At 52.9% G+C, this 26,251-nt stretch carries 21 protein-coding genes, 2 tRNA genes and 1 riboswitch; of the genes, 4 read left to right on the forward strand and 19 right to left on the reverse strand.

Annotation, left to right across the window (positions count from 1 at the left end; genetic code table 11):
- Window positions 1–18: 18 nt before the first annotated feature.
- From GM557_RS05540 to GM557_RS05585, 10 genes are all read right to left on the reverse strand, one after another.
- Entirely contained in the window at window positions 19–852 is an 834-nt protein-coding gene (locus GM557_RS05540) for a type III pantothenate kinase (RefSeq protein ID WP_266137447.1), read from the reverse strand.
- Window positions 853–860: 8 nt separating this feature from the next.
- Window positions 861–1,598 (reverse strand): biotin--[acetyl-CoA-carboxylase] ligase, encoded by a 738-nt coding sequence (locus tag GM557_RS05545; RefSeq protein WP_155573293.1) that lies wholly within the window; start codon window positions 1,596–1,598, stop codon window positions 861–863.
- A 21-nt stretch (window positions 1,599–1,619) separates the two neighbouring features.
- A tRNA-Val gene (locus GM557_RS05550) sits at window positions 1,620–1,694 on the reverse strand.
- 89 nt (window positions 1,695–1,783) lie between these two features.
- Complete coding sequence (locus GM557_RS05555; protein WP_155573294.1) at window positions 1,784–2,071, reverse strand: HU family DNA-binding protein; 288 nt, start codon at window positions 2,069–2,071, stop codon at window positions 1,784–1,786.
- Between the two features lie 126 nt (window positions 2,072–2,197).
- Complete coding sequence (lon, locus tag GM557_RS05560; protein ID WP_155573295.1) at window positions 2,198–4,762, reverse strand: endopeptidase La; 2,565 nt, start codon at window positions 4,760–4,762, stop codon at window positions 2,198–2,200.
- Window positions 4,763–4,927: 165 nt separating this feature from the next.
- Window positions 4,928–6,193: an ATP-dependent Clp protease ATP-binding subunit ClpX gene (gene clpX / locus GM557_RS05565; protein WP_155573296.1), complete on the reverse strand. Its 1,266-nt coding sequence runs from the start codon at window positions 6,191–6,193 to the stop codon at window positions 4,928–4,930.
- A 33-nt stretch (window positions 6,194–6,226) separates the two neighbouring features.
- Window positions 6,227–6,871: an ATP-dependent Clp protease proteolytic subunit gene (locus GM557_RS05570; protein WP_155573297.1), complete on the reverse strand. Its 645-nt coding sequence runs from the start codon at window positions 6,869–6,871 to the stop codon at window positions 6,227–6,229.
- Window positions 6,872–7,030: 159 nt separating this feature from the next.
- Window positions 7,031–8,359 (reverse strand): trigger factor, encoded by a 1,329-nt coding sequence (gene tig, locus GM557_RS05575; protein WP_155573298.1) that lies wholly within the window; start codon window positions 8,357–8,359, stop codon window positions 7,031–7,033.
- 67 nt (window positions 8,360–8,426) lie between these two features.
- A tRNA-Leu gene (locus GM557_RS05580) sits at window positions 8,427–8,511 on the reverse strand.
- A 129-nt stretch (window positions 8,512–8,640) separates the two neighbouring features.
- Entirely contained in the window at window positions 8,641–10,116 is a 1,476-nt protein-coding gene (locus GM557_RS05585; protein ID WP_155573299.1) for an NAD(P)H-hydrate dehydratase, read from the reverse strand.
- A 59-nt stretch (window positions 10,117–10,175) separates the two neighbouring features.
- Between GM557_RS05585 and GM557_RS05590 the strand changes: the two genes are divergently transcribed.
- The 3 genes from GM557_RS05590 to GM557_RS05600 all read left to right on the forward strand — a co-directional run bounded on the left by GM557_RS05590 (window position 10,176) and on the right by GM557_RS05600 (window position 14,327).
- On the forward strand, window positions 10,176–10,619 hold the full coding sequence (locus GM557_RS05590; protein ID WP_155573300.1) for a hypothetical protein: 444 nt from the start codon (window positions 10,176–10,178) through the stop codon (window positions 10,617–10,619).
- A 181-nt stretch (window positions 10,620–10,800) separates the two neighbouring features.
- Window positions 10,801–13,032, forward strand: a complete 2,232-nt coding sequence (locus tag GM557_RS05595; protein ID WP_155573301.1) for a DEAD/DEAH box helicase — start codon at window positions 10,801–10,803, stop codon at window positions 13,030–13,032.
- Window positions 13,029–14,327 carry a class I SAM-dependent RNA methyltransferase gene (locus tag GM557_RS05600; RefSeq protein ID WP_155573302.1) on the forward strand — a complete coding sequence of 433 codons (1,299 nt, stop codon included), beginning with the start codon at window positions 13,029–13,031 and terminating at the stop codon, window positions 14,325–14,327. Before GM557_RS05595 ends, GM557_RS05600 begins: the two co-directional genes overlap by 4 nt.
- Before the next feature lie 12 nt (window positions 14,328–14,339).
- On the opposite strand, the gene GM557_RS05605 is transcribed toward GM557_RS05600, so the two are convergent.
- The 8 genes from GM557_RS05605 to GM557_RS05640 all read right to left on the reverse strand — a co-directional run bounded on the left by GM557_RS05605 (window position 14,340) and on the right by GM557_RS05640 (window position 21,662).
- Complete coding sequence (locus GM557_RS05605) at window positions 14,340–14,696, reverse strand: iron-sulfur cluster assembly accessory protein (protein ID WP_099027147.1); 357 nt, start codon at window positions 14,694–14,696, stop codon at window positions 14,340–14,342.
- A gap of 14 nt (window positions 14,697–14,710) precedes the next feature.
- Complete coding sequence (locus tag GM557_RS05610) at window positions 14,711–15,160, reverse strand: SUF system Fe-S cluster assembly protein (protein ID WP_155573303.1); 450 nt, start codon at window positions 15,158–15,160, stop codon at window positions 14,711–14,713.
- 7 nt (window positions 15,161–15,167) lie between these two features.
- Entirely contained in the window at window positions 15,168–16,379 is a 1,212-nt protein-coding gene (locus GM557_RS05615) for an aminotransferase class V-fold PLP-dependent enzyme (protein ID WP_155573304.1), read from the reverse strand.
- Window positions 16,369–17,571, reverse strand: a complete 1,203-nt coding sequence (sufD, locus tag GM557_RS05620) for a Fe-S cluster assembly protein SufD (protein ID WP_370513435.1) — start codon at window positions 17,569–17,571, stop codon at window positions 16,369–16,371. Before sufD ends, GM557_RS05615 begins: the two co-directional genes overlap by 11 nt.
- Complete coding sequence (gene sufC / locus GM557_RS05625; RefSeq protein ID WP_155573305.1) at window positions 17,568–18,338, reverse strand: Fe-S cluster assembly ATPase SufC; 771 nt, start codon at window positions 18,336–18,338, stop codon at window positions 17,568–17,570. The genes sufD and sufC overlap by 4 nt, the downstream gene beginning before the upstream one ends.
- A 3-nt stretch (window positions 18,339–18,341) precedes the next feature.
- Complete coding sequence (gene sufB, locus GM557_RS05630) at window positions 18,342–19,823, reverse strand: Fe-S cluster assembly protein SufB (RefSeq protein ID WP_155573306.1); 1,482 nt, start codon at window positions 19,821–19,823, stop codon at window positions 18,342–18,344.
- Entirely contained in the window at window positions 19,798–20,292 is a 495-nt protein-coding gene (locus GM557_RS05635) for an SUF system Fe-S cluster assembly regulator (RefSeq protein ID WP_370513436.1), read from the reverse strand. The genes sufB and GM557_RS05635 overlap by 26 nt, the downstream gene beginning before the upstream one ends.
- 113 nt (window positions 20,293–20,405) lie before the next feature.
- Entirely contained in the window at window positions 20,406–21,662 is a 1,257-nt protein-coding gene (locus tag GM557_RS05640; protein ID WP_155573308.1) for a DUF445 domain-containing protein, read from the reverse strand.
- A 213-nt stretch (window positions 21,663–21,875) separates the two neighbouring features.
- Here GM557_RS05640 and GM557_RS05645 point away from each other — a divergent pair, with 213 nt between their 5' ends.
- Entirely contained in the window at window positions 21,876–24,668 is a 2,793-nt protein-coding gene (locus GM557_RS05645) for a phosphoenolpyruvate carboxylase (RefSeq protein ID WP_155573309.1), read from the forward strand.
- A 67-nt stretch (window positions 24,669–24,735) separates the two neighbouring features.
- Here GM557_RS05645 and GM557_RS05650 read toward each other — a convergent pair whose 3' ends face one another.
- Complete coding sequence (locus GM557_RS05650; RefSeq protein ID WP_155573310.1) at window positions 24,736–26,070, reverse strand: voltage-gated chloride channel family protein; 1,335 nt, start codon at window positions 26,068–26,070, stop codon at window positions 24,736–24,738.
- A gap of 46 nt (window positions 26,071–26,116) precedes the next feature.
- A riboswitch (Fluoride riboswitch) is annotated at window positions 26,117–26,199 on the reverse strand.
- Window positions 26,200–26,251: the final 52 nt, after the last annotated feature.

Consider the following 26,251-nt stretch of genomic DNA (forward strand, 5'->3'; position numbering starts at 1 on the left):
AAACGCATCTGATCCTCTTCAAGCGTTACCATTATGCCCAAAGGCATTGCGGGCCTGTTGCCCAGAAAAATCAGTGATGAAGCGCCCCTCATTCTGCTCCGCGAGAAGTCTTAACCCCTCCAGCGTGAGGTCTGGTGCTACTTCATCAAATAATGTCGTCCCCTCGGAGAAAAGCGGGGCTAAACCGCCTGTCGCCACAATTTTGGGACTCTTATCCATCTCACCGGCAATACGGTGAACAATCCCTTCAACCAGACCAACATAACCCCAAAATAAGCCTGACCTCATCGCCACACTCGTATTGCGGCCTATGGCCGTCATTGGTCGTCCTACACTCACACGCGGCAACCGTGCTGCAGCTTGATGCAACGCATCCATCGAGAGATTCACCCCCGGTGCAATCGCCCCACCGCAATAACGGCCCTGCGCATCAACAACATCAAATGTTGTCGCCGTACCAAAATCCACCACAACCAAGGGACCGCCACCATAAAGCTGACGTGCCGCAAGGCCGTTTAACAACCGGTCTGCCCCCAATTCTGCCGGGGTATCAACCAGCACATCCATTCCCCATTCCAGCTCATGATTCGCCACCAAAGGCTCCACATGCAGCCAGCAACGGCAAAAACGCCGCAAATCATACAACGCAGCCGGCACCACTGTGCCAATAATCGCCTGCGTTACACAATCCGCACCAATGCCTGCACGCTCCATCAACCCCAAAAGCCACGCGGCATATTCATCCGCTGTTCTACGGTCATCGGTCGAAATACGCCAGCGGCCAATCCATGATGAACCATCATGAATAGCAAAAACCACATTCGTATTGCCTGCATCAATGACGAGCAGCACAGCTCCCCCTACTCACAGATAACATCACCCGTCACAACCGAGGTCACAGTGCCATCATCTTGTGTGAGCAAAAGACGCCCCTGCACATCCAGTCCGGCAAATCGGCCTGATGTCCTCTTACCATGTCTTTCTAATATCAGTCGAGTACCTAGAGGGTGCGCACGTTTAAGCCATGCCTTCCATAAGGTAGCCTCGCCCTCCTTCTGCCACTCATTCCACCATTTATCAAAAGCCCGCAGAATAGACTCGGCACATAATTGTGGCTCAGGCGGTGGCTTTAATGCGGAGAAAGCCACAACCTTACGTTCGGTAAGGGTGGGAGCTTTCTGCAAATTGACCCCTATGCCAATAACAACCCAACAGACCGTTGCAGAGACCACTCCAGTCTCGATGAGGATACCAGCCATTTTATGAGAGTTAAGCAGAAGGTCATTCGGCCATTTTAAGTGAAGCTGCTGACACTCATCAGGTGATAAAGCCGCTGCTTCAACAAGCCCATCATAAAGAGCCAACCCGGCCAAATAGGGTAAAATTGAACGAAAAGATGCTGTCTCTGGTGCATGAAACAAAAAGGAGAAAGCGAGGTTCCCCTCTCCACTCTCCCATGTACGGCCACGGCTACCGCGTGCTGCGCTTTGGCGTCGTGCCAAAACAGCTAGCCTCGTCTTCTCGCCGGCCTCAGCGCGCTCTCGACAAAAATCGGAGGTAGATGCCAGCGTTTCATAAATCTCGAAACGCCAGGTCATAATAGTAAACTTACAAAGGGATGGTGGGCAATGACGGGATCGAACCGCCGACCCTCTCGGTGTAAACGAGACGCTCTACCGCTGAGCTAATTGCCCGCCACAGCTTATAGACAAAACCCTAATGGAAGGCAACGGGGAATTTTCTTTTTTTTACAAAAAAACTTCCCCGCTAATCTGTCATGCAATTACTTGCTGACAGCGTCCTTTAAGCCCTTACCCGGCTTGAAACGCACAGAGGTAGAAGCAGGAATATCAATTTCCTCACCTGTACGCGGGTTACGACCCTTAGCAGCCTTACGCTGTGCTGTAACAAAGCTACCAAAGCCTACGAGACGAACTTCCTGCCCTTTGGAGAGGGTCTCCTCAATCGTCTTGAAAACAGCGTCCACAACATCCCCAGCCTTTGCTTTAGGGAGGTCAGCAGCTTCAGCAACAGCAGAAATAAGCTCCTGCTTGTTCAATGGTTTCTCCATGACAAACCTTTCTTATTAGTTAAGTGAATCAACCCACTGGGATTAGAATCACCTGATAGCGTTTCCACCTGCACTATGAAGCGGATTTTCCCTGCGTCAACCATCAGAAAGCAAGAATAGCCTCACTTAATGCCGAAAAGAGCGAGAAAGTCCCTTCGGAGTCTCTTTTTTGCCTTTTGTGCCTACTATATGCGCTCCCGGCAGAGCCTTAGGGGCCTCTGTCAATGCGACACTCAGCACATCATCCATATGATGAACGGGGATAATCTCCAGCCCTTCTTTCACATTTTCTGGAATCTCGGCGAGGTCTTTAACGTTCATTTCAGGGATTAACACAGTCTTAATCCCTGCGCGCAACGCAGCAAGAAGCTTCTCCTTCAATCCGCCAATCTCCAACACGCGACCACGTAAGGTAACCTCCCCCGTCATCGCAATATCATGCCGGATGGGGATGCGTGCCAGCGCACTGACCAGAGAAGTCGTCAAGGCTGCACCGGCAGAAGGACCATCCTTAGGTACGGCCCCTTCAGGCAAATGCACATGAATATCGGTTGTCTCTAAGAGTTTAGGGTCAATCCCCCAAACATCCATACGCGACTTCACATAAGAAAATGCCGCAGAGACGCTCTCTTTCATAACATCCCCAAGCTTACCAGTTTGGCGAATATTGCCTTTACCGGGCATGGTCAGGCTCTCGATCGTCAGAATCTCACCACCAACTTGCGTCCATGCTAAGCCTGTGACGATACCAATCTGATCCACCTTATCTGTTTCGCTATGGCGATAGCGCGGAATACCGGCATATTTCTCCAGCGTTTCCGGTGTGACCTCAATGCTCTTTACCTTACTGCTGAGAAGCTCGCGCACCGCTTTGCGGGCAAGACGTGCAATCATGCGCTCCAAATTACGCACCCCAGCTTCCCGCGTGTAAGAACGAATCAACGCCAGCAGAGCCTCATCACTCACATGCCATTCACCGGGACGCAAATTATGCTCTTTAGCTTGCTTAGAGAGGAGATGCCGTTTTGCAATCTCCAGCTTTTCTGCCTCCGTATAACCAGAAAGACGGATAATCTCCATCCTATCCAGGAGCGGTTGCGGCATATCCAAAGAGTTCGCCGTGGTGATGAACATAATATCTGAAAGGTCGTACTCTACCTCCAGATAATGATCACCAAAGGTGCTGTTTTGCTCAGGGTCTAGCACCTCCAACAAAGCAGAAGATGGGTCACCACGCCAATCCGACCCCAGCTTATCCACCTCATCCAGCAAAAAGAGCGGATTATTTACTCCAACCTTTTTAAGCCCCTGGATAATCTTCCCCGGCATGGCCCCGATATATGTCCGGCGATGGCCGCGAATCTCGGATTCATCCCGCATACCCCCTAGGGACATACGCACATATTTCCGCCCTGTTGCGCGCGCAATGGAGCGTGCAAGAGATGTCTTACCCACACCCGGCGGGCCAACCAAGCAAAGAATAGGGCCTTTCAACTTCTTAGCCCGACTCTGAACAGCGAGATATTCTAAAATCCGCTCTTTGATTTTCTCCAACCCGTAATGGTCTGCATCCAGAACATCTTCTGCTTTTTGGAGGGATTTTGTAAGTTTGCTGCGCTTAGCCCATGGCAAGCCTACCAACCAATCCAAATAGCTACGCACCACAGTGCCCTCGGCGGACATCGGGCTCATATTCCGCAGCTTTTTCAACTCACCGCGCGCTTTTTCTTTCGCCTCTTGACTCAGGCCTTCTTTTTCAATCTTATCTTCAATTTCACTAAGCTCATCACGGCCATCCTCGCCTTCACCCAGCTCCTTTTGGATCGCCTTCATCTGCTCATTCAGATAATATTCGCGCTGCGTCTTCTCCATCTGTTTTTTAACACGGCTGCGGATGCGCTTCTCCACCTGAAGCACGTCAATCTCCGCCTCCATGCAGGAGAAAACACGCTCCAACCGTTCCTCAACAGACACAATCTCCAAAAGCTCTTGCCGCTCCGGAATCTTAAGATTCAAATGGCTGGCAATCGTATCAGCTAAACGTGATGGGTCCTCAAGCTGACTAACAGAGGTAAGAACCTCCGGTGCAACCTTGCGATTTAAACGGGCATAATCCTCAAAACGAGATAGAGCAGAACGCGCCAGAGCCTCACGCTCACCCGGCCGTGCCCCTAACTCATCAGGCACTATCTCCGCAGAGCTTTGGAAATAACCATCCTGCTCTTTCAGCCCCACTAAATGAACGCGGTGCAAGCCTTCCACAAGGATTTTTACCGTGCCATCAGGCAGTTTTAAAAGCTGAAGAACATTCGCAACCGTGCCAACACGAAAGAGGTCATCAACTGTTGGCTCATCTTTTGCCACATCCTTTTGGGAGACAAGTATAATCTCCCGCACATCCTCCGGCATTTGCTCTAGAGCATGAATGGACTTCTCCCGCCCCACAAAAAGCGGCACAACCATGTGAGGGAAAACCACAATATTGCGTAGCGGCAATACAGGCAGAACAGGCTTTTTAACGCGCGCTGGCCGCTTAACCCGCGCTTTAGCCGCGGCAGGTTCGGCCTGTTTTGCTTCCTCTTTCGCGCTAGAGGCCCGCACACGCCGTGCAGGGACCTTGCGCGGAGATGTTGGCGTTGCTTTATCAGCCGTTTTGCGGCGGCTAGTTTTTGTTTTCTTTTCGTCACTCATGATTTCAAGATCTCCATAACGGACGATCAAACCCCTATACCGCCCAATTAAGGCACGGCAGGGGCTTTCACTCTATGGGCTTAATGTGGGGTGTTGGGAGATGAGGGGCAAGACCCAACACCACAGGAAGCATACATAAACAGACCAAAACCGCTACAAAGCCGGTCAGTCTGCCTCCGTTTTAGCGTCATCACCTTCTGCATAGACATAGACCGGCTCGGCTTTGCCCTCTGCAACATCGCGATTAACAACCACTTTCTTAACCGTCTTTCGCCCGGGAAGGTCGAACATTGTCCCCATCAAGATTTTCTCCATGATGGAGCGCAAACCCCGCGCGCCTGTTTGACGTTCGATCGCACGAGCTGCAATCCCTTTAATCGCCTCCTCCTCGAACTCCAACTCCACCCCTTCCATTTGGAAGAGCTGCTGATATTGCTTCACCAAAGCATTCTTTGGTTCGGTCAATATCTGCACCAAAGCGGCTTCATCGAGGTCATTGAGTGTGGCGATAACAGGAAGACGGCCTATAAACTCCGGGATAAGGCCATATTTCATCAAATCTTCAGGCTCAATATCCTTAAGAATATCACCAAGCTTGCGATCATCTTCAGAGCGTACATCCGCCCCAAAGCCAATCCCACTTCCCTTACCGCGTGCGCTAATGACTTTGTCCAACCCAGCAAACGCCCCGCCGCAAATAAAGAGCATGTTCGTGGTATCGACCTGCAAAAACTCTTGCTGAGGATGTTTACGCCCCCCCTGCGGTGGAACGGAGGCTACGGTCCCTTCCATTAATTTTAGCAAGGCCTGTTGCACACCCTCACCGGAGACATCCCGCGTGATAGACGGGTTCTCAGCTTTACGGGAAATCTTATCGATTTCATCAATATAGACAATCCCTCGCTGGGCCCGCTCAACATTATACTCGCACGCTTGCAAAAGCTTGAGGATGATATTTTCAACATCCTCCCCCACATAACCGGCCTCTGTCAGCGTTGTGGCATCGGCCATTGTGAAGGGGACATCCAAAATCCGCGCTAAGGTTTGGGCTAATAAGGTCTTACCGGTCCCTGTCGGGCCGATGAGCATAATATTCGCCTTACCAATCTCTACATCACTGCCTGATTTTTCGGTATGCTCGAGGCGTTTATAATGATTATGCACCGCAACGGAGAGGACTTTTTTCGCATCGTCCTGCCCAATGACATAATCATTTAAAATCGCACAAATCTCACGCGGCGTAGGGACCGAACCGCCAGTCGTAATAGGGCCTGCCCCACGCTCCTCACGGATAATATCCGTGCATAACTCTACACATTCATTGCAAATAAAAACGGTCGGCCCGGCGATGAGCTTCTTCACCTCATGTTGAGACTTCCCACAGAATGAACAATAAAGCGTGTTTTTAGAATCGCTCTCTTTTTCGCTCATTACAGCTCCTCAAACCCATACTAGCGGGTATGTTCAGGCACCGGCCTTCTTCTCTGCTGGGTGGCGCAGCACGACTTCATCCACCAATCCGAAATCTTTCGCCTCTGTTGCGGAAAGATAGCGGTCACGCTCCAACGCTTCTTCAATTTCCTCTAAAGCGCGACCTGTATGCTCACGATAAATCTCGTTCAAGCGGCGGCGAATCTGTAGAATCTCGCGCGCTTGAATCTCGATATCAGAAGCTTGACCCTGCGCCCCACCAGAAGGCTGATGCACCATCACGCGGGCATTGGGCAAGCAAAAACGCCGCCCCGCCTCACCAGCAGCTAACAACAAAGAGCCCATAGAGGCCGCCTGACCAATACACACCGTACTCACGGGCGAGCGGATATATTGCATTGTGTCATACATCGCTAAGCCAGCCGACACCACGCCGCCGGGACTGTTGATGTAAAAGGAAATCTCTTTAGTGGGATTAATACTCTCCAAATACAGCAACTGAGCGCAAATTAATGAGGAGACCTGATCATACACAGGCCCTGTGAGAAAAATAATGCGCTCCTGCAAAAGGCGGGAGTAAATATCAAAAGAGCGTTCCCCGCGCGAGGTTTGTTCCACCACCATTGGCACGAGTGTATTATTAAACACTTCCAGAGGGTTACGATCTTCAATGCCCATAGGTATTTTCCTTTACAACGTCCCCTCACCCTAGCACAGCCCGTTAGGCTTTGTCTTTGTGAGATAAAACAGCAACGCGGCTATACAAGAGGGCCAGCACCGGCAAGAGCAAAAAAAAGGGGCAGCGGCAGGCTGCCCCTTCTTTATACAATGCGGCGATTATTCCGCATCTGGCATATCAGCAAGCTCCTCGGCTGTGACTTCTTTATCCGTCACATCAGCAAGCTCAATGAGATAATCCACCACCTTATTTTCTAAGATAGGACCACGGAGGCTCTCAATGGCCTGAGGATTCTTTGTAAAGAACTCAAAGACCATCTGTTCTTGACCCGGATAGCGGCGTGCCTCCTGCTGTAATGCAGAAAGTAGCTCCTCCTGAGAGACTTGAATCTCTTGCTTACGACCAATCTCTGCCAAAAGCAGGCCGAGCTTTACACGGCGTTCGGCAATTTTGCGATAGTCAGCGCGCAGGGTGTCTTCATCCTTCGCGGCATCTTGCTCATCAAGAGTGCCGTTTTTACGCTCTTCCTCAATCCGACTCCAAATCTGCGCGAACTCGGCATCCACCATGCTCTCAGGCGCATCAAAATTGGTCTTTTCGGCAAGAGCGTCCAACAGCTCGCGCTTAATCCGCATACGGGAAAGCTGTTTATACTCACCCTCGGCCTGCTCGGTGATGAGCTTACGCATTTGCTCAACACTCTCTAGGCCCAGCCCTTTAGCAAACTCATCATCAATGGTTGGGTCAACCGGCTTCTTTAGCGCGTTTGCTTTAATGTCAAACGTCACTTCTTTACCGGCAAGGTCAGCAGCTTGATAATTCTCTGGGAAGGTCACAGTAATGACGCGCTCATCACCGGGCTTCATACCTTCCATCTGGTCAGCAAAACCGGGGATGAAGCCTTCGCCACCAATCTCGACATTCACATCATCAGCGGTGCCACCCTCAAAAGGTGTGCCATCTTTTTTGCCAACGAAATTGACATTCAGCACATCACCCTTCACAGCAGGGCGGCTTTCTTCAATCACTTCAAATGTGCGGTTACGTTGTGCAACCTCACGCAGAGCTTTCTCTACGACCTCATCAGCAACTTTCGCGCTATAACGGGTCAGCTTTGTGCCAGATACATCGGGGATGGTAATCTCAGGCAGGACTTCCATCTCGATTTTAAACTCAAGGTCCTTACCGTCTGTCCCGGTAGAAACAACATCAACTTGCGGCTGCATAGCTGGGCGAATCGCCTCATCCTCTAGCAGCTTACGCACACTCTCCTGCACCAGCTTCTCAGCCACCTCAGCTTGAACAGACTCACCAAAACGCTGCTTTACAACGCTGGCGGGCACTTTACCGGGGCGGAAGCCGGGGAGTTTAACATCGCGACTCACTTCAGCCAGACGAGCCTCACACCGGCCCTGCAGGTCAGCGGCAGGAACAACTACTGTGAAAGACCGTTTCAGGCCCTCATTGAGGATGGGCTTAACCTGCATGAATCCGACATTCCTTCTCTATAATACAGGGGATCTCCAGCATCGTACATTTAAATGGAGAGTGCCTTGGTGCGGGCGGAGGGACTTGAACCCCCACAGCTTGCGCCACCAGAACCTAAATCTGGCGTGTCTACCAATTTCACCACGCCCGCATAAACCAGACGGCTATCTCCAGTACCAGCCCGTTTAAGGACCGATGCCTTCATTGTTCTGCGGATTTAACGCATGAACCCCTTCACGGCAAGGGGCCTTTCCTGCAAATCTCTCTTTTATGCTGTAAATTATCCCTTAATGCGCCATTTTCCTGCATCTTCCAGGCTATGAGAAGCTGCCTGACGCGCCAAACCAAGCTGGGCGAAGATATCTTCTGGCACAATCCATCCCCCCTTTAACGCCGCAGCGCGCCGTGCCGCCTCCCCGTGCACCCACACACTTGCCGCAGCAGCCTCCCAAGCGGGCATCCCCGCTGCGAGACATGTCGCGATAATACCGCTAAGCACGTCCCCTGCCCCTGCTACAGCTAAAGCGGGAGTGGCGTGACTATTAATCGCGACCCGACCATCAGGGGCTGCAATGATGCTATCGGCCCCTTTCAGCACGACCACAAGATTCAACTGCTTTGCTGCGTGACGGGCTGCCTGTAAGCGATCCCCCTGAATAGGCCCGAAAAGTCGTGCAAACTCCCCCATATGCGGTGTCATAACAGTCGCCCCCTTTAAACGCTCGGGATTCCCCGCAGCCCAAGAGAAGGCACCTGCATCAACAACAATCTGCCGCCCTTCCTTTTGGAGTAACGGAAGGGTGCGTCCCACTTCATCAGGCTGCAAACCGGGGCCACAAACCCACACATGCCGCCGTTTATCCTCCAAAGCGGCGGCTAAAGATTGGGTATCAACAATCGCGGCTGGAGAGGCGAGTCGATACATCATGGCGGCCGCCTCTGGCACTGTCAGCCGCACCATACCCGCCCCAACATGCCGCGCTGCCTCAGAGGCAAAAAAGGCTGCACCAGGCATCTCGGCCCCGCCGCACACACTTACCACACCACGGCTATATTTATGATCAAGCGGCTCTTGCTGCGGTAATGCCCATAAGGCAGGGCCATTCTCCCACATTATACTGCGCGTATCGGCTAAAATCGCTTCAGGAATGGCCAAATCAGCACACAGCACCTCCCCACAAACCGAACGTCCCGGCAAAAGCAAATGCCCCGGCCGCTTGCGGATAAGTGCAATGGTCATAGCACATGGTGCTACCTGCCCCATCAAGCTGCCCGTTGCCCCATCAAGACCAGAAGGAACATCAATGGCAATAATGCGCGGTGCCGCTGCAAAAAAGGCTTCTACAAGAGGCGGTAATGGCCGATTCACCCCGGCCCCAAAGACGGCATCCACCACCAACTCCGCCCTTGCAGCTTCCTGCGGGGTAAAATCGACCACATCACCATGCCAGCGCGCCGCCATTTGCTGGGCCAAGCTGCCCTCAACAGGGGGCTGCGTCATCGCAACACGCACCGGCCACCCCCATGAGAGCAAATGCCGTGCCAGCACATAGCCATCCCCGCCATTATTCCCCGGCCCGCACGCCACCACAACACGACAGGGCTTTACATGCTGGCGGATTAGCCGTGCGGCCATCATGCCTGCACGCTCCATAATCATAGGGAGAATCGCCTCCATGGCTTGGTCCATCTGGCGTGTTTCTTCTGGTGATAAAAGAGCTGATGACAAAAAACTTTGCTGGGAAAGACAGGACATAAAGCAATCTTCTCTCTATAAAGGTGGGCGAACAGATTATGACACAGTATGGATGAACTATGACCAGCTCTCTGCTTTGGGGCGTTGTCCTTGCCCTACATCTTCTTTGTATCACCTATTGGGTTGGTGGGGCTATTTTCTGCCTACAAACACGCCGCACCACACGTTTATTAGACGCCCAACAAGCCAGCACGGTTTTATTACAGAGCTATAGCCGTTTTTTAAGAGCATTATGGCATGTTATTCCTCTTGCTATTCTCAGCGGCATTGCGCTCATCATCCACGCAGGTGGGCATCTACCATGGCCGTATCATCTTATGGCCCTGTGCGGCCTCTTAATGATTATTCTCTTTCTAAGCATGACTTTTGGCCCCTTACGGACGGCACGCCGTGCTTTGCGGCCTCAACCGCAGCTCTTTACCATTTTACACCGCCGTACTGCGCTCATGGCACTTTGTGGCATTATTGCCATCTTTGCCGGGGCTCTTGGTGGGGTGGGCTAATAAACACCCTGTTTTAACTATAAACCGCTTGGCCTTCACCTTGCCAAAAAGGGCTTTTGCAGATAACAAACGGGAAACGCATACTGCAGAAGGTCGTTTCCCCTATCTGCAAAATGCGCGTGGGGCTGTCCGACGGGGTGCCGGATGGCCAGACCTGTAACAGCAATAGTCCGAGAGTCATTTGAGCAGCAAAACCTCCTCTGGTCCGTCCAAAACCCGCAGCAGCACAAGCCGCACACGGAAAACCCCTTCCCCACGCACCAAAACAGCTAAGGCAGAGGCCGAAACGGGAACGGAACCATTAAGCGATGAGGATGTGAAGGCCGACTCTACGCCTACCCCCCCTAAAAAGACGACTACGCGCCGCCGCACAACGGCAACGAGCCGCAAAAAAGCCGTCACTCCTGCTGAGACAGAGAGTGGAGCTGATGCTTCTATTGAGGCTGAAGCTGCAACTGAGACGCCAAAACGCAAAACACCCACCCGCCGCCGTACAACCAAAGCTACCGCAGCGGAAGAGACCATTCTTGCTGACGGACCTGAAAAGAAGCCCGCTAAACGGACACGCCGTAAGACGGTGAGTGCAGATGAGGCCCCTACCACCACGGACGATGGCGAGGCCAAAGCCAAACCGACTACGCGTAAAAGAACGACCCGCGCCAAAGCAAAACCCGTAGCCTCTGAGCCTGAAGTGACAGATGCGGACGAGGCTCCAGTCCCCAAAACGCAGCGTACACGCCGTAAAAAAGCGGTTGAATCAAAAACCACTGCACCAGCCGATGAGGCTATAGCAGATGGCGATTCTACCACACCAAAGACAAAGCCCCGTACTACTACGCGGAAGCGGGCAAGTACGCGCAACACTAAGAGTGCAGACGCCAATAAACCTGCTGAGCAGACCGAGACACAGCCCGTCACAGCGTCTTCATCGCAGCATAAAGATACCCCTCATCATGAGGATGCGGAGCAGGAAGGCCGTCCGCGCTTCCAAGACCTTGCCTTATCAGCCCCTATTCTTAAAGCTGTTGAGGCCATGGGGTATACTCACCCAACGCCTATCCAAGCTCTTGCCACGCCGGCAATTCTAGCAGGGCGTGATGTGCTGGGGGTTGCCCAAACAGGGACGGGTAAAACAGCCTCTTTCACGCTGCCTCTTCTAGAGAAGCTCTCCAAATCCCGCGCACGAGCGCGTATGCCGCGTTCGCTCATTCTGGAGCCCACGCGGGAACTAGCATTGCAAGTAGCAGAGAACTTCAAGCTTTATGGGGCACATCTCCGCCTGACCCACGCTCTATTAATCGGCGGGGGGAAACTGAATGAACAACGCGATATTCTTAATCGTGGGGTAGATGTACTCATCGCCACACCGGGGCGTTTACTAGATATGTTCGACCGCGGCGGGCTGCTGCTTACACAAACGGACACGCTCGTTATTGATGAAGCAGACCGTATGCTAGATATGGGCTTCATCCCTGATATTGAGCGCATTGTCAGCCTCCTCCCTCGCCAGCGTCAGACGCTTTTTTTCTCTGCGACGATGGCACCGGAGATTCGCCACTTAGCGGATAATTTCCTCAATAACCCGAAGGAAATCACCATTGCGCGGCAATCCTCTGTTGCTAGCACGATTACTGAAGGGCTGCTCATTGTCGAGAAACGGGATAAAAACCGCGCTATCTCCGCATTACTACGCCATGATGATGTTCAAAATGCCATTATCTTCTGCAACCGGAAGCGCGATGTTGATTCCCTAGAACATTACCTTACTAAACAGAAGTTCTCTGTAGGGCATCTCCATGGTGACCTCGCCCAAGATGTGCGTTTTGATACGTTAGAGCGTTTTCGCTCTGGTGAGTTATCCATTCTTGTTTGCTCTGACGTTGCAGCACGCGGGATTGATATTGGCGGGCTTTCCCATGTTGTGAATTACGACCTCCCCTTTAATGCGGAGGATTATGTTCACCGTATTGGTCGGACAGGCCGCGCAGGGAAGGAAGGAATCGCCTATAGCCTCGCCACGCCTGATGAGCAAAAGCTGCTCGAAGCTGTTGAGGCCCTCACCGGTAAGAAAATTGAAGCTATAGAGGTTGAGGATTTCCCCTCCCTGCAATGGCGCGGCGAGGATAAGGCGAAACCATCTCATAAAAAAGATGGGGCGAAAAATACCCGCCAAGGGCGCAACAAACGCGCCCCAGAGGCAAAAACGGACGAGCAACCCACACCGCCGAAGAAGCAAGCTTCACGCGCTCTTCTTCCTGAGGCGCGTAAGCATGACCATAAACGCTCTGGTCGGGCGGAGCTGCTCCCCCCTGTGCCAGAGACAAATGGCATGCAGGATGGTTTTGGTGAGAACGTCCCTGCCTTTATGAAGGTCAGCTATCTGCCAGAGCCGCATGAACCTTCTGATTCATGAGGGGGGATTCCCAGCAATGCCATCTCACGGTCGAGCAGCTAGGCCGCTCAGGCGATGGGATGGTGCGTTACGAAGGACGCAGCTATTACATCCCCGGCACATTGCCCGGTGAGCAGCTTCATCTACGTTTTCATCACGAATCAGTAGAGCTTTTGGGGTGGGATCATTATGCCCCGGAGCGTGTTAACCCCCCTTGTAGCCTTGCAGGCCGTTGTGGGGGGTGTACCCTCCAACATATGGAGCCTACCGCTCTCCTGCATTGGAAGGCCCAGCACATAGAGCGCGCTTTAACCAAAAGTGGGTTTACCGACCTCCCCACCCCCATAATGTATCAAACCCCACCTCATAGCCGCCAAAGGCTGGATGTGGCCCTGCAACGCGTGCCCGGTGGGGTTATTCTCGGCTTACATGAACGCGGTGGGGACCCCGTTGATATGACGGAATGTCCGCTCATCCGGCCAGAACTATTCGCTCTATTGCCCCCATTGCGTACATGCCTTGCCTCATTAGGGGCTTTGACAGGCCGGGGAGCTTTAGCGATTAATCTGCTCGAAAGCGGACCAGACCTCACCTTAGAAACCCCCGCCCCTTTGAGCGGCTCAGACCGTGAAAAACTCGCAGCTTTTGCGCGTGCGCACCATATACCACGCATCACATGGCGGCCTGCCCCCGGCAAAATGATGGAAACTGCTGCCCAGAATGGCCCCGTTTTTCATCATTTTGGGGGTGTAAAAGTCACCCCGCCCCCCGCTAGTTTCCTCCAAGCCAGTAGCGAGGGTGAGGCCGCTATTTGCGAAGCCGTATTAGCAGGGCTGCCTCCCCTCAACCGTAAAGACCGCATTATTGAGCTTTATGCAGGCTGTGGGACATTAACCTTCCCCCTCGCACAGCATGGTTTTGTGAAAGCCTATGAAGGCGATAAAGCGGCTATATCCGCGTTACGCGCAGCCACGCATGGAAGTCGCGCTGAGGGAGCAGAGCGCGACTTAAACCGCCAACCTCTCCTCCCAACCGAGCTTAATCAGGCACGCGTTGTTGTGTTGGACCCACCCTATGCAGGGACGGGCAAGCAACTCGCCTCGCTTATACGCTCGACTGTGCAGGACATCATCTATGTAAGTTGCAGCCCTGCAGCGTTGGAGAAAGAACTTCCAGCCCTCCACAAAGCTGGGTTCGCCTTGCTCTCATGGCATGTGATTGACCAGTTCCTATGGTCAAGCGACGTAGAGGCCGTCTTAACACTCTCGCGCGACCCCAAACGCATCCGCAAGGCGAGAAAAGCACGGCAAAGCTAATCTCTATACCGCTTAAACGTGGAAACTTTCCCCGCAGCCGCACCGGCCTTTCTCATTAGGATTGGTAAAGGTGAATCCTGATTCAAGCTCCTTCACCTCATAATCCATCACAGTACCGATGAGGAACAAAGTGGCCTTGCGGTCCACCAGCAACGTCAAGCCATGGTCCTCAACGCGCTCATCCCCTGCTGTGGCCTCAGAGACAAAATCCATCTCATAAGACATGCCAGAGCAACCGCGCTTACCAACACTAATCCGCAAAAGCTTACCCTGCTCTGCCCCTTCATAAAGGGCTTTTAAACGGGTAGCGGCTTTATCTGTTAAGCTCATCAAGGGTGGTAAAGAACGCTTCTTGGGCATTTCTGTCATGATATTCCCCTTGCTTAAAACATATTCAAGGCCAAACGGGCCTGATCGCTCATCCGGCTCATATCCCATGGCGGGTCCCACACGACCTTAACGGTCACTTCCTTCACCGTAGGGACGGAAAGAACAGCGTAACGGACCATCTGGGGTAATTCTTGCGCGCTAGGGCAGTTAGGCGCGGTAAGGGACATCTCAATATCCACACGGCCATCATCATGCAAATCAATCGTGTAAATCAGCCCTAGCTCATACACATTCACTGGAATTTCCGGGTCAAAGACCGTCTCAATCGCAGCAATGACTTCATCTTGCTGTGGCGGCGCATCCACTGGTGGGGGGACAAGCTCCTCCTCCCCCGCATAAGCCTCCTCTTGCGTAGGCAGGGGCATCCCTTCTGTAGGCGTAGTCGCCTCACCTTCCAGAGGGGCTGTGGAATCATTCATCATCTGGTCATCTGCGCCTGTCATAACACCCTCACGCAAGTAAGCTACGCGTACGCTCAATCCCATGTGCCAGAGCGTCTATATCATCACATGTTGTATAGATAGCAAAGCTAGCGCGTGCTGTCGCTTGCACGCCAAGCTCATGCATCAATGGTTCGGCACAATGTTGCCCCGCACGGATGGCAATGCCCTGTTGGTCCAGCAGTACAGCCAAATCATGCGGATGAGCCCCCTCCACTTGGAAAGAGAACACCCCCCCACGCTCTACAGGGCGGCCCATAATGCGAACACCCTCTAGCCCTTCAAGCCGCTCTTGCGCATAAGCCACCAACTCACGCTCATGCGCTTCTATCCGCTCAGCCCCTATGCCCTCAACAAAGCGAATAGCCGCCCCAAGGCCGAGCACCTCCAAAATAGCGGGCGTCCCAGCCTCAAACTTATGCGGCGCATCCGCCCATGTTGCTGCTTTAAAAGAGACAGAGCGAATCATATCCCCGCCCCCTAGGAAAGGCGGCATCTCCTCCAGCAAAGGCAGCTTACCCCACAAAATGCCAACACCAGTCGGGCCATATAATTTATGCCCCGTAAAGACAAAGAAATCCGCACCAAGAGCCTGCACATCTACCTTGCGATGCACGATAGATTGGGAGCCATCCAAAATGATTTTTGCCCCATAATGATGGGCCAGCTCCACAAGCCGCTTGGCCGGTGTAATGGTCCCCAACACGTTGGACATATGCGTGACTGAGACAAGAGCCACACGGCCATCACGCAGCAAATCCTCATAAGCGGTCAGGTCAATATCCCCCGCAGCATTAAGCGGTGCAACGCGCAGCTCAATACCCAACCGCTCTCGCAACATAAGCCACGGGACGATGTTCGCATGATGCTCCAAGGCGGAAATCAACACCGCTTGGCCAGGTTTTAGCTGATTGCCTAAGGAATGAGCCAAAAGGTTAAGGCCCTCTGTGCTATTCTTTGTAAAGACAATCTCACGCCGGTCCGCTGCATTAAGGAAGCGCGCTACATCATCACGCACGGCCTCATAAGCCTGCGTGGTCCGCTCGCTCATATCATAAAGGCCGCGATGAATATTCGCATAACAATGCCGCGCCGCATGCCCCATAGCCTCGATGACACATTCCGGCTTTTGGGCCGAGGCCGCACTATCTAAAAAGACAAGCGGGCGGCCATGTGCCGTCTCTGAAAGAATGGGGAATTGGGCGCGTACATCATCCAACATGGCCGGGTAATGCCTTTAGCAAATAATGACGGAGGCTCTCATGCTCTACGAGCTCTACCGTCTCTAGCAAGAAAGCCTGTACGAGCATATCACGCGCCTGCGCCTCTGGCACACCGCGCGAGCGTAGGTAAAAAAGCTGCTCCTCATCCAACGCCCCCACAGTCGCCCCGTGGCTGCATTTGACATCATCAGCATAAATCTCAAGCTCTGGCTTGCTGTTCATCTGCCCTTTTTCAGAGAGAAGCAGGGCCTGATTCATCTGATACCCATCCGTCTTTTGGGCAATTTGGTCTACCAAAATCTTACCCTGAAAGACCCCTTGCCCTTGCTCGGAGAGGACTGTCCGCACCGTTTGGCGGGATGTGCAATCCGGTGCGGCATGATGAATCATAGAGGACAGGTCATTCAGCCGCTCTCCATCCACAAGCTGAATCGCATTCACATTCGTATTGCTAAACGGCCCATTAAGCTGGCTAACAACCTCTTGCCGCGCTAAGGCTCCCCCTTGATTGAGGGTAAAGCTATCATAATTGCCCCGCCCCTCAATCTTGGCCCCAGCAATCGCAAGACGTGCTGCAAGGGGGCTCTCTTTTTGATGCGTGATATGGCTGAAATGAGCCTCCTCCGCACAATGAACATCCATTTGCGGGTTTGTCAGATACCGCCCAGTCCCCAGCTGAATATCCAGCAAAGTCAACTTTGCCCCTTTTGCTAAGGTAACACTATGGTGCAAATGGGTGGAGACATCCTCGCCCTCAGTGAGGCTGACCATAATCACCAAACCCGCATCCCGCTCAGCAGGGACCTTCAACCGCGCACCCGGCTGACGCAAGGCGGCATTCAATCCCGCTGAAAAACGCCCTGTTAGCAAGCGCGGTACAGCGGCCCCATCACCATATTCTTGCACTTCCATACAAGCAGGTAGATGGGACAATGCAGGGCAGAATTGCCCATTGGCAAAAACCAAAATCCCATCATGCTGAGGGAGGTCTAGCTCTGCCACGCTCTGCTTAATGCGCGCCTCCCCCAACGCAGGAGCAGCCTGCCATGCCACCCCATTAAGCGATTGCAACGGCGTATAATGCCATGCTTCCACTCGTCTTGTCGGCAGCCCCTCCGTACCGAGCAGGGCTGCACGCTCCCCAGCACGACCCGTTAGAGCCTGCCAAGCTGCTGCCTTATTCTCACTCACGCTGCGGCCTCAAGAAACTGTTTATAGCCTTGTTTTTCCAGCAATTTGGCCACCTCTGGCCCACCGCTATGGATGATACGCCCATGGGCCATCACATGCACACGGTCTGGCACGATGTAATCCAAAAGACGCTGATGATGAGTAATCACCAAAGAAGAGAAATCCGGCCCACGCAGGGAATTAACCCCCTCTGCCACAATACGCAGCGCATCAATATCCAAGCCGCTATCTGTCTCATCCAAAATGGCTAAGGAAGGCTTCAATAAGCGCATTTGCAGCACTTCATTACGCTTCTTCTCACCACCGGAGAAGCCGACATTCACGGCCCGTTTGAGCATCTCATCCGACATGGAGAGACGCTTTGTCTCTGCCCGTACGAGTTTGAGGAAGCTTACAGCATCCAACTCCTCCTCCCCGCGGGCCTTGCGCACGGCATTAACGGCGGTCCGCAAGAAGTTAGCGTTATTTACCCCCGGCAATTCCACCGGAGCTTGAAAGGCCAAAAACACACCAAGAGCAGCGCGTTCTTCTGGCTCTAAAGCTAATAAATCTCGCCCCTTAAACTGCGCTGAGCCTGCCGTAACTTCGTAATCCTCACGCCCTGCCAGAACATAAGAGAGTGTGGATTTACCAGAGCCATTCGGCCCCATAATGGCATGAACCTCCCCTTTGGGAATCTCCAAGCTTAGGCCCTTTAGAATCTCCTTTGGGGTGCCATCAGCATCAATCTGGGCTTTCAGCCCCTCAATTTTTAGAAACTCACTCATACCTTACCCCACGCTTCCTTCTAGGCTGATTTGAAGCAATTTCTGCGCTTCCACAGCGAATTCCATTGGCAGCTCTTTAAGCACTTCCCGGCAAAAACCATTGACGATAAGCCCCACAGCTTCCTCCTCGGAAAAACCACGGGAGCGACAATAAAAGAGCTGGTCCTCAGAGATTTTGGAGGTTGTGGCCTCATGCTCGACACGCGCACTCAGAGAGCGGCTCTCGATGTAAGGCACTGTATGCGCCCCGCATTGGTCGCCAATAAGCAAGCTATCGCATTGCGTAAAGTTCCGCCCATTGCGTGCCTTTGGCTGCATCCGCACCAAACCACGATACGTGCTATCGGACTTCCCTGCCGAGATTGTCTTTGCCACAATGGTGGAGCGTGTATCGGGGGCGAGATGGATCATCTTCGTACCCGTATCAGCTTGTTGATGACCATTTGTGACGGCAACGGAGTAAAACTCCCCCACTGAGCCTTTACCGGCAAGAATACAGGAAGGGTACTTCCATGTAATGGCAGAGCCTGTTTCTACCTGCGTCCACGAGATGCGGGCGCGATCGCCTTTGCAAATCCCCCGCTTGGTTACGAAGTTATAGATACCGCCTTTGCCATCCTCATCACCGGGATACCAGTTTTGCACTGTGGAATATTTAATGGAGGCATCCTCCATCGCCACAAGCTCTACAACAGCAGCATGAAGCTGATTTTCATCACGCTGCGGGGCTGTACAGCCCTCCAGATAGGACACTGTGGCACGGTCCTCAGCGATGATTAAGGTCCGCTCAAACTGCCCAGTATTACGAGCATTAATGCGGAAGTAAGTGGATAGCTCCATCGGGCAACGTACCCCTTTAGGCACATAGACGAAAGAACCATCGGTAAAAACAGCTGAGTTTAACGCCGAGAAGAAATTATCCCCCACTGGCACAACCGTGCCGAGATACTTCTTCACCAAGTCTGGATGCTCAATAATCGCCTCAGAAATTGGGCAGAAAATCACTCCCGCTTCGGCCAATGTTTTACGGAAAGTCGTCGCAACAGAGACGCTATCAAACACCGCATCAACGGCAACGGGCGTTTTTTGCCCGGCCCCCTCAACACCAGCGAGCATCTCTTGCTCATGCAGGGGGATGCCGAGCTTCTCGTAAGTCTTCAGCAGTTCGGGATCCACCTCATCAAGGCTTTTAGGCCCCGGCTTCTTTTTAGGCTGAGCGAAATAATGGGCATCTTGATAATCAATGGGAGGGTGCTTCACCTTCGCCCAATTTGGCTCGCTCATCTCCTGCCAAGACCGAAACGCCTTTAACCGCCATTCCAACATCCATTGCGGTTCTTTCTTCCGTGCAGAGATGAGCCGGACGATGTCCTCATTCAGTCCCTTAGGGGCGAGGTCCATCTCCACATCTGTCTCAAAGCCCCATTCATAATTGGACTTTGCCAGTTTCTCTACAGCTTCACGAGTTTCCGACACAGCCGGCATGGCATCCTCCCTGTCCTTCAGCTACACGCATTGTCGCTCCCGCCGATGCGGCAGAGGACGGATCAAACTTGAGAGCGGGGTTGGCCATATCCGCAAGGCTAATACTCTCTAACGCCTGACGAACAGCCTGATTGACCATATCCCATTGGCCAGAGAGACCACAGGTCTCCCCATGGGCACACTCCCGCCCATCACAACAGGCGGTAACACGAATGGGACCATCCACAACCGTAATGACCCGCGCTACAGAAATATCCTTTAGCTCATCAACTAACCGGTACCCCCCACGCGCACCACGAAAGGAAACCACAAGCCCACCAGCGGCAAGGCCTTTTAACAGCTTTGCCACGGTTGGCTCTGGCACGCCTGTCTCCTGCGCGAGAGCCGCCGCCGTGGCCAAAGTCCCACGCTCCCCTAATCTTACGAGGACAACAGTCGCATAGTCAGCCAATTTGGATAGTCTCAGCACGGTGAAAACCCACAACCTCTGTTACGATTCTTTATTTAAGACCTGCACGGTCCGTATTTAAGGAGGTGGCCTATATTTTCCCGGGGGTCAAGCTTTATCTTGGGTTTTTTAGGCTATGGTACAAGCCAAACCAACAAAGCTTCTAACAAAGCTCCTACCACAAAACCCACCACGGTGCCATTCACACGAATATAAGCGAGGTCACGCCCAATACCGGCCTCTAACCGTGCCGAAAGGCTCTCTGCACTCCATTCTCCCATCACGCGCTCTATCATCCCTGCGGCATAATGCTGCGTAGCAGGCAGAGCCTTTATTACTGCTTGCTGAACTGCTTGGTTCATCCGATTAGACAAAACCGTCCCATGCGTTAAGCTCTCAATAAATTGCTGATAAATCGTGCGTAATGCCTGCATGCTTAGCCCATCATCACGCGCGCTATCATCCTCGACCATCATCCGCAAACGCTGCCATAAGCTCCCACTCCATTCCTTGACACTTTCATGGGCAAAAAAGGCCGTAATGCTCTCCATCACATCATGCGCACTTTGTGGGTCGTCCTCTAACTCCTGAATCTTTGTTCGTACCCACCGGGTAAAGCCATGTCTTAAATCGGAATCCATGGGGTCCACACGTCCCAACTCGGCCCGTAATGCTGTAAGCACTTGTGTTGCAATAGATGTTCCCATAGCCCAGCCAATCAGCCGTCCACCTTGCTCCTTCACCCGTTTTTCTACAAAACCTCGTAAATCCTCCTCGCGCGTTGTAACAAACTCCTTCAACTGAGCGAGAAAGAAGGAGAACACCTCCTGATGTATCTCCTCATCCACTAACGCTTTAAAGCCTCGCAACACTAGAGCTGTGACATCTTCACGCTTTAAGAGTGTGGGAAATAACGTCACCAAAAACGAACTACCGCGCCCATCGCCAATACGCTCTAAAATCGCTGGGGTCAGGTTGCGTAAATATCTTAGGATTTGATTCTCGATCTCTGACTTTTGCAAAAAGCGCGCTAACAAAACAGGGAGATCAACTTGCTCTAATAGGCGAATCACCTCCACTTTTGTGAGAAAATGCTCCACCATAAACCGCCCCAAAGCACTCCCAAGCTGTGCTTTGCGTTGCGGAAGGATAGCCGTATGCGGGATAGGCAGCCCTAGAGGATGGCGAAATAAGGCCGTCACGGCAAACCAATCAGCAACCCCACCAACCACACCAGCTTGGCTACCAGCTTGGAGCATGTCCAACCATAATGGTGTGCCATATAGATGTTGCCATAGGCTCAACCGGCTAATAATTGCCACGCCGGAGGCTCCTGCCAGCAACAATGTCGCACTCAGAGAGACCCGATTTTTCCGCTGTGGAACGGACATGATAACGGTCACCCCCTCCTAAAGCCTCGATAAAACCCACGCTTATTAAAACGGAGGGGCTTATCCTCGCTCCTTAAAGTAAGTACGCAACAGTTTTTATCAATGCTTGGCTCTCTAGCACGATTCCGCCTATACAGGAACAATCACGTTAGAAGGGGAAGTGAGCCTTCCCTACCTAATAACCACAAATGAACACAAGCGAGACTGTTCCTCATGCCAGATTGCGCCTCCCCAACTGACGCATCGCCTGCCGAACTGATTAAATCCTACGCGGCTACGCTTACACATAAGCCGCATGACCTCTCCAGCCTCATTATTACATTAGCGGAAAAAATAAGTGCTCCGGAAGAGAATGAGACAATCAAACAGGCGATCCGTCTATTACGGGACCGCAACTTCACAACACGCGCTGCCGCCCTGCGCCGTTATATCGGCTTAGAGCAAAACGGGGCGGAGGCATCCCCTACCGAACGGTTACGCCATGTAGCAGAGCAGCTTGTAGCCCATGCAAAAACGCCGGATGACCTCGCTATAACGGGTTTTTCTGCCGTTTTTACAGCCCATCCCACCTTTGCTTTAGCCAATGATGTGTACGACCTTCTCGCCCAATGTGCGGAGGACCCGGCCCATCCTCTCCCCATCCTACCGACTCATCGCCGTGCTGCCCCTCCCACATTGGATGAGGAACAGGCCCTCGCCCTTGCCGCCATCACGCGCGGACGCGATGCATTGGATGTCCTCGCCCAAAACATCTTCCAAGCAGCACGTCAGCGTTGGCCAGAGGTCAAGAACCTAAATCCCGCCCCTATCAAACTCGCAAGCTGGGTAGGATTTGATACTGATGGACGTAATGATATTGGCTGGTGGGATACAATCCGCATCCGCCTCGGCCTTAAAATCGCCCAGCTAGAACGCCTCTTAGAGGGGCTGAAAAAGATTGGACTGCACGATTCCCCTCTCGGGGAGCGCGTTCTTGCGGCCCTTATGGCCACTGTGCAGCAACGCGATGCCTGCCCACGCTCCATCCCGGGGAAAAGCTTAACGCCAGAAGAGATTGTTCAATTCTCACACAAGCTCATCTCATTGCGCGAGACGGCCTTGCTTCATGCGGAAGATTTGCTCCCGCTCTTCCAAGCAGAGCGTGCCAAGCTAGATGACGCAACGGCTCAAGAGCTTGATGTCATCCGGGCTGGCTTTCTCAATCACGGTCTTGGTATCTCCCATATCCATACCCGCCTCAATGCTGCGCAGATTTATAATGTCGCACGCACGCGTTTAGGGTTGACGGACGATCCAACACTCCCCTTCCATCGCCGGGCTTTACTCTCCCATATTGATGCCGCGATGGATAACCTCAAACCCCTCGCGATTGATTTCGGGGCCTTGTTGGTTGAACCAAGTGCCGCCTCGCGTTTGATGATGGTGATGGCACAGATCCTCAAACATATTGATTCCGGCTCGCCCATTCGCTTCCTCATTGCAGAAACGGAGAGCGGCTATACGCTGCTTGCGACTTTGTGGTTAGCGCGCCTCTTTGGGATTCGGGATGAGCAAATCGAAATCTCTCCCCTCTTTGAGACTGAAACAGCTCTCGAAAATGGGGCAGAGATTCTTGAGGAAGCCTTCCGCTCTCCCCATTGGCGGGCTTATCTCCGTGTTAATGGGCGGCTCTCGCTGCAATTTGGTTATTCCGATTCCGGCCGGTATGTCGGCCAGCTCGCAGCAGGGCCAATGGTCGAGCGGCTACGGTTACGCACCTTAGAGCTTATGAAAGAACACGGGCTGGATGACATCGCCCTCACTATGTTCGACACACATGGTGAGAGCATTGGCCGTGGGGCACATCCTTTCAGCCTTAAAGAGCGGTTGGATTATTTCTCCCCCGCTAATACCCGCCAAGCGTTAAAAAAGGCCGGTATCACCAGCCGGGTGGAAACGGCCTTCCAAGGGGGGGATGGGTATCTTCCCTTCGGCACGGCTAAGCTTGCTGCCTCTACCATCGCCACATTAGCGGAGTTTGTCGCTGCTCAACATGAGCCAATCAACCCTATTGCTTTAAAAGACCCCCTCTTTAGCAAGCCTGATTTTGCGATGGATTTCTTCTCCACCATCGCCCTAAAGATGGGGGATTTGGTGGATGATCCCGGCTATACAGCCCTCCTGAGTGCTTTTGGTCCCGCTTTGGTGGATAAAACAGGCTCCCGCCCTTCTGCTCGTCAATCTGATACAGCGCGGGTGACGCGTATTACGCACCCAAGCCAAATTCGCGCTATCCCTAATAACGCCATCCTCCAACAACTTGGCTGGTGGGCCAATGTGCTACATGGCCTTGGGGGCGCAGCACGACGTCATAGCGAGCAATTTGAGCAATTACGGCATAAATCTCCCCGTTTTCGCCAGCTTATGGATTTCGCAATCCAAGCCCTTAAACATTCGGACCTGGATGTCCTGCGTGCGACCATCCATCAGCTTGACCCCGGCACATGGCTCAACCGCGCAACAGAGTGCGATAATGCCGATGACCGTATGCACTTCCTCAGCATCGCGCGCGACTTGGAGGAGCTAGAATTCTGGAAGAGTGTGCCCGCCCTTTTCCGCCGGATTCAACGGGAGGATATTGCTCTCCGTTCCGCCTGGCCAGAAACACCCCGCATGGAGGTTGAAGAAAAGCTCCTCCATGTCATCCGTTTCGCTTTGATGGAACGGATTTGGACATTAGGCACCCAGATCCCCTATTTCGGCCCACGTGGCGGCCTCACGCGTGAGGCCATCACCACCTTGATTCTCTGCCTCGATGTCCCACGGGCCTTGCGCCTCTTGGATGATCTTTTCCCCATCTCTGCCCCCAGCATTGCCGACCTCGACTTCGGTGAGCCCGGCGGGGCGGGAGAAGCCCAAGGCTTTGCACGCGAACATCGGGAGATCTTCCAACCGCTGCAAGAGGCGTTTGACCTCCTTCGTGAGGTTGGCATCGCCATCATGCATGCAAACCATTGCTTTGGCTAACACGCTTATAATGGTCCCTTCCCTCTTGGAAGGGACCATCAAGCAAAAAAGCAGCGCGCGCGAGCGGTTAGTCCTCCTCCCGCCACACACCGTTTCTGGCACGTTTTAACAAGATACCGGGTTGGAAATCAGCCCGCCAAATCTTGGGGATACCAACCCGTTGGGAGAGATAAATCCCCGTATGGCCGGAGCATAAATACGCAATAAAACAACCCGTTGCGTAATAAACGATGTTCGTACCCCCAAAAAGCTCGACCCCCATAATGGTACAAGCTAATGGGGCATTTACTGCGCCCCCAAAGACAGCCACCATGCCTACACCGGCGAGCAAATCCCCCGGCACACCTAAAAATGGTGCGAGGGCATTGCCTAACCCAGCCCCTATGAAGAAGAGCGGCGTAACCTCCCCTCCTTTATAGCCTGTTGCCAAAGCAATGACGGTAAAGAGCAGCTTTAATAACCAACTCCACGCATAATGTGTTGAGCCGAAGAAATTGACAATGGACGCCCCGCCAAGCTCCGGTGCTGTAACGCCCAAGCCCAAATAATCCCGCGTCCCTAAAAGCCAGACCAGTGCAATCGTTGCGACACCGCCAATAGCTGGCTGCAACCATGTGTGAGGGCAAAGTTTTTTAATAAGCGGGGCAAGCCTATACACCCCCTCGGAGAACGCCTTACTCGCAAACCCAAAGGCTACCGCTGCAAGTGCCACTTTAGCCCATAACAACGCATCCACATGGAAAGCAGGCTGACCTTGTGCTGCAAACCCTTTAAAACTAACGATATAACTCGCGTGATGAATCCCCCATTGATGGCATGTCCAATCCGCTATGATGGACGTTACTGCAACGGGCAAAAGTGCTGAATAATCCAACGCCCCAAGCGTGACGACCTCCAGCCCAAACACCGCCCCGGTAATCGGTGTGCCATAAACTGCCCCTAGACCGGAGGCCATACCAGCCATGAGGAGGATACGCGTCTCTCTTTCATCAAGGCAGAAGAGTCGCGCAAAATTACTGGCAAGGCTTCCGCCCATCTGCACCGCTGTACCTTCCCGCCCGACAGATGCCCCGAATAAATGGCTCACCACCGTCCCAATGAACACAAGGGGAGCCATACGCAACGGCACGCCTTCACCGGGCTTGTTAATCTCATCAAGAATGAGGTTATTGCCCCCGCCAGCACGGCCACCCCACCAATAATAGGATAACGCTACAGCAACACCCGCCAAAGGCAGCCCATATAGAATGTTCGGATGGGTAAAGCGATAATGCGTTACCCATTCCAACATCCACAGGAACAGAGCGCAGAAGCTCCCTACAAACAGGGCAAGCGGCACTAAAAGGCAGAACCAACGGCCCAAGCGCAGCATAAAGGCTATAATTTCTTTAAAAGATACCATATCAGACTCCTACACCATGCCCCTTATCCTTAATTCATAAGGGGGTCCATTGGTAGGAATCATCAGCCTTTCCCTCGCGGGTGGCGGTTCGGCCTATCGGCCCGGTGGTAATCCATCACCGTATAACGAGGATAACATCATTCTTAGGGATAAGGTCAAGCCCAAAAAGAAAACCCTCCGC

The sequence above is a fragment of the Bombella sp. ESL0385 genome (assembly GCF_009725755.1).
Classification (GTDB): Bacteria; Pseudomonadota; Alphaproteobacteria; order Acetobacterales; family Acetobacteraceae; genus Bombella; species Bombella pollinis.

Bases quoted from the DNA above. Each gene is read 5' to 3' on its own strand.
- GM557_RS05545 (WP_155573293.1), bottom strand. From the start codon at position 1,598: ATGACCTGGCGTTTCGAGATTTATGAAACGCTGGCATCTACCTCCGAT.
- GM557_RS05555 (WP_155573294.1), bottom strand. From the start codon at position 2,071: ATGGAGAAACCATTGAACAAGCAGGAGCTTATTTCTGCTGTTGCTGAA.
- lon (WP_155573295.1), bottom strand. From the start codon at position 4,762: ATGAGTGACGAAAAGAAAACAAAAACTAGCCGCCGCAAAACGGCTGAT.
- clpX (WP_155573296.1), bottom strand. From the start codon at position 6,193: ATGAGCGAAAAAGAGAGCGATTCTAAAAACACGCTTTATTGTTCATTC.
- GM557_RS05570 (WP_155573297.1), bottom strand. From the start codon at position 6,871: ATGGGCATTGAAGATCGTAACCCTCTGGAAGTGTTTAATAATACACTC.
- tig (WP_155573298.1), bottom strand. From the start codon at position 8,359: ATGCAGGTTAAGCCCATCCTCAATGAGGGCCTGAAACGGTCTTTCACA.
- GM557_RS05585 (WP_155573299.1), bottom strand. From the start codon at position 10,116: ATGTCCTGTCTTTCCCAGCAAAGTTTTTTGTCATCAGCTCTTTTATCA.
- GM557_RS05590 (WP_155573300.1), top strand. From the start codon at position 10,176: ATGACCAGCTCTCTGCTTTGGGGCGTTGTCCTTGCCCTACATCTTCTT.
- GM557_RS05600 (WP_155573302.1), top strand. From the start codon at position 13,029: ATGAGGGGGGATTCCCAGCAATGCCATCTCACGGTCGAGCAGCTAGGC.
- GM557_RS05605 (WP_099027147.1), bottom strand. From the start codon at position 14,696: ATGACAGAAATGCCCAAGAAGCGTTCTTTACCACCCTTGATGAGCTTA.
- GM557_RS05610 (WP_155573303.1), bottom strand. From the start codon at position 15,160: ATGACAGGCGCAGATGACCAGATGATGAATGATTCCACAGCCCCTCTG.
- GM557_RS05615 (WP_155573304.1), bottom strand. From the start codon at position 16,379: ATGTTGGATGATGTACGCGCCCAATTCCCCATTCTTTCAGAGACGGCA.
- sufC (WP_155573305.1), bottom strand. From the start codon at position 18,338: ATGAGTGAGTTTCTAAAAATTGAGGGGCTGAAAGCCCAGATTGATGCT.
- sufB (WP_155573306.1), bottom strand. From the start codon at position 19,823: ATGCCGGCTGTGTCGGAAACTCGTGAAGCTGTAGAGAAACTGGCAAAG.
- GM557_RS05640 (WP_155573308.1), bottom strand. From the start codon at position 21,662: ATGTCCGTTCCACAGCGGAAAAATCGGGTCTCTCTGAGTGCGACATTG.
- GM557_RS05645 (WP_155573309.1), top strand. From the start codon at position 21,876: ATGCCAGATTGCGCCTCCCCAACTGACGCATCGCCTGCCGAACTGATT.
- GM557_RS05650 (WP_155573310.1), bottom strand. From the start codon at position 26,070: ATGGTATCTTTTAAAGAAATTATAGCCTTTATGCTGCGCTTGGGCCGT.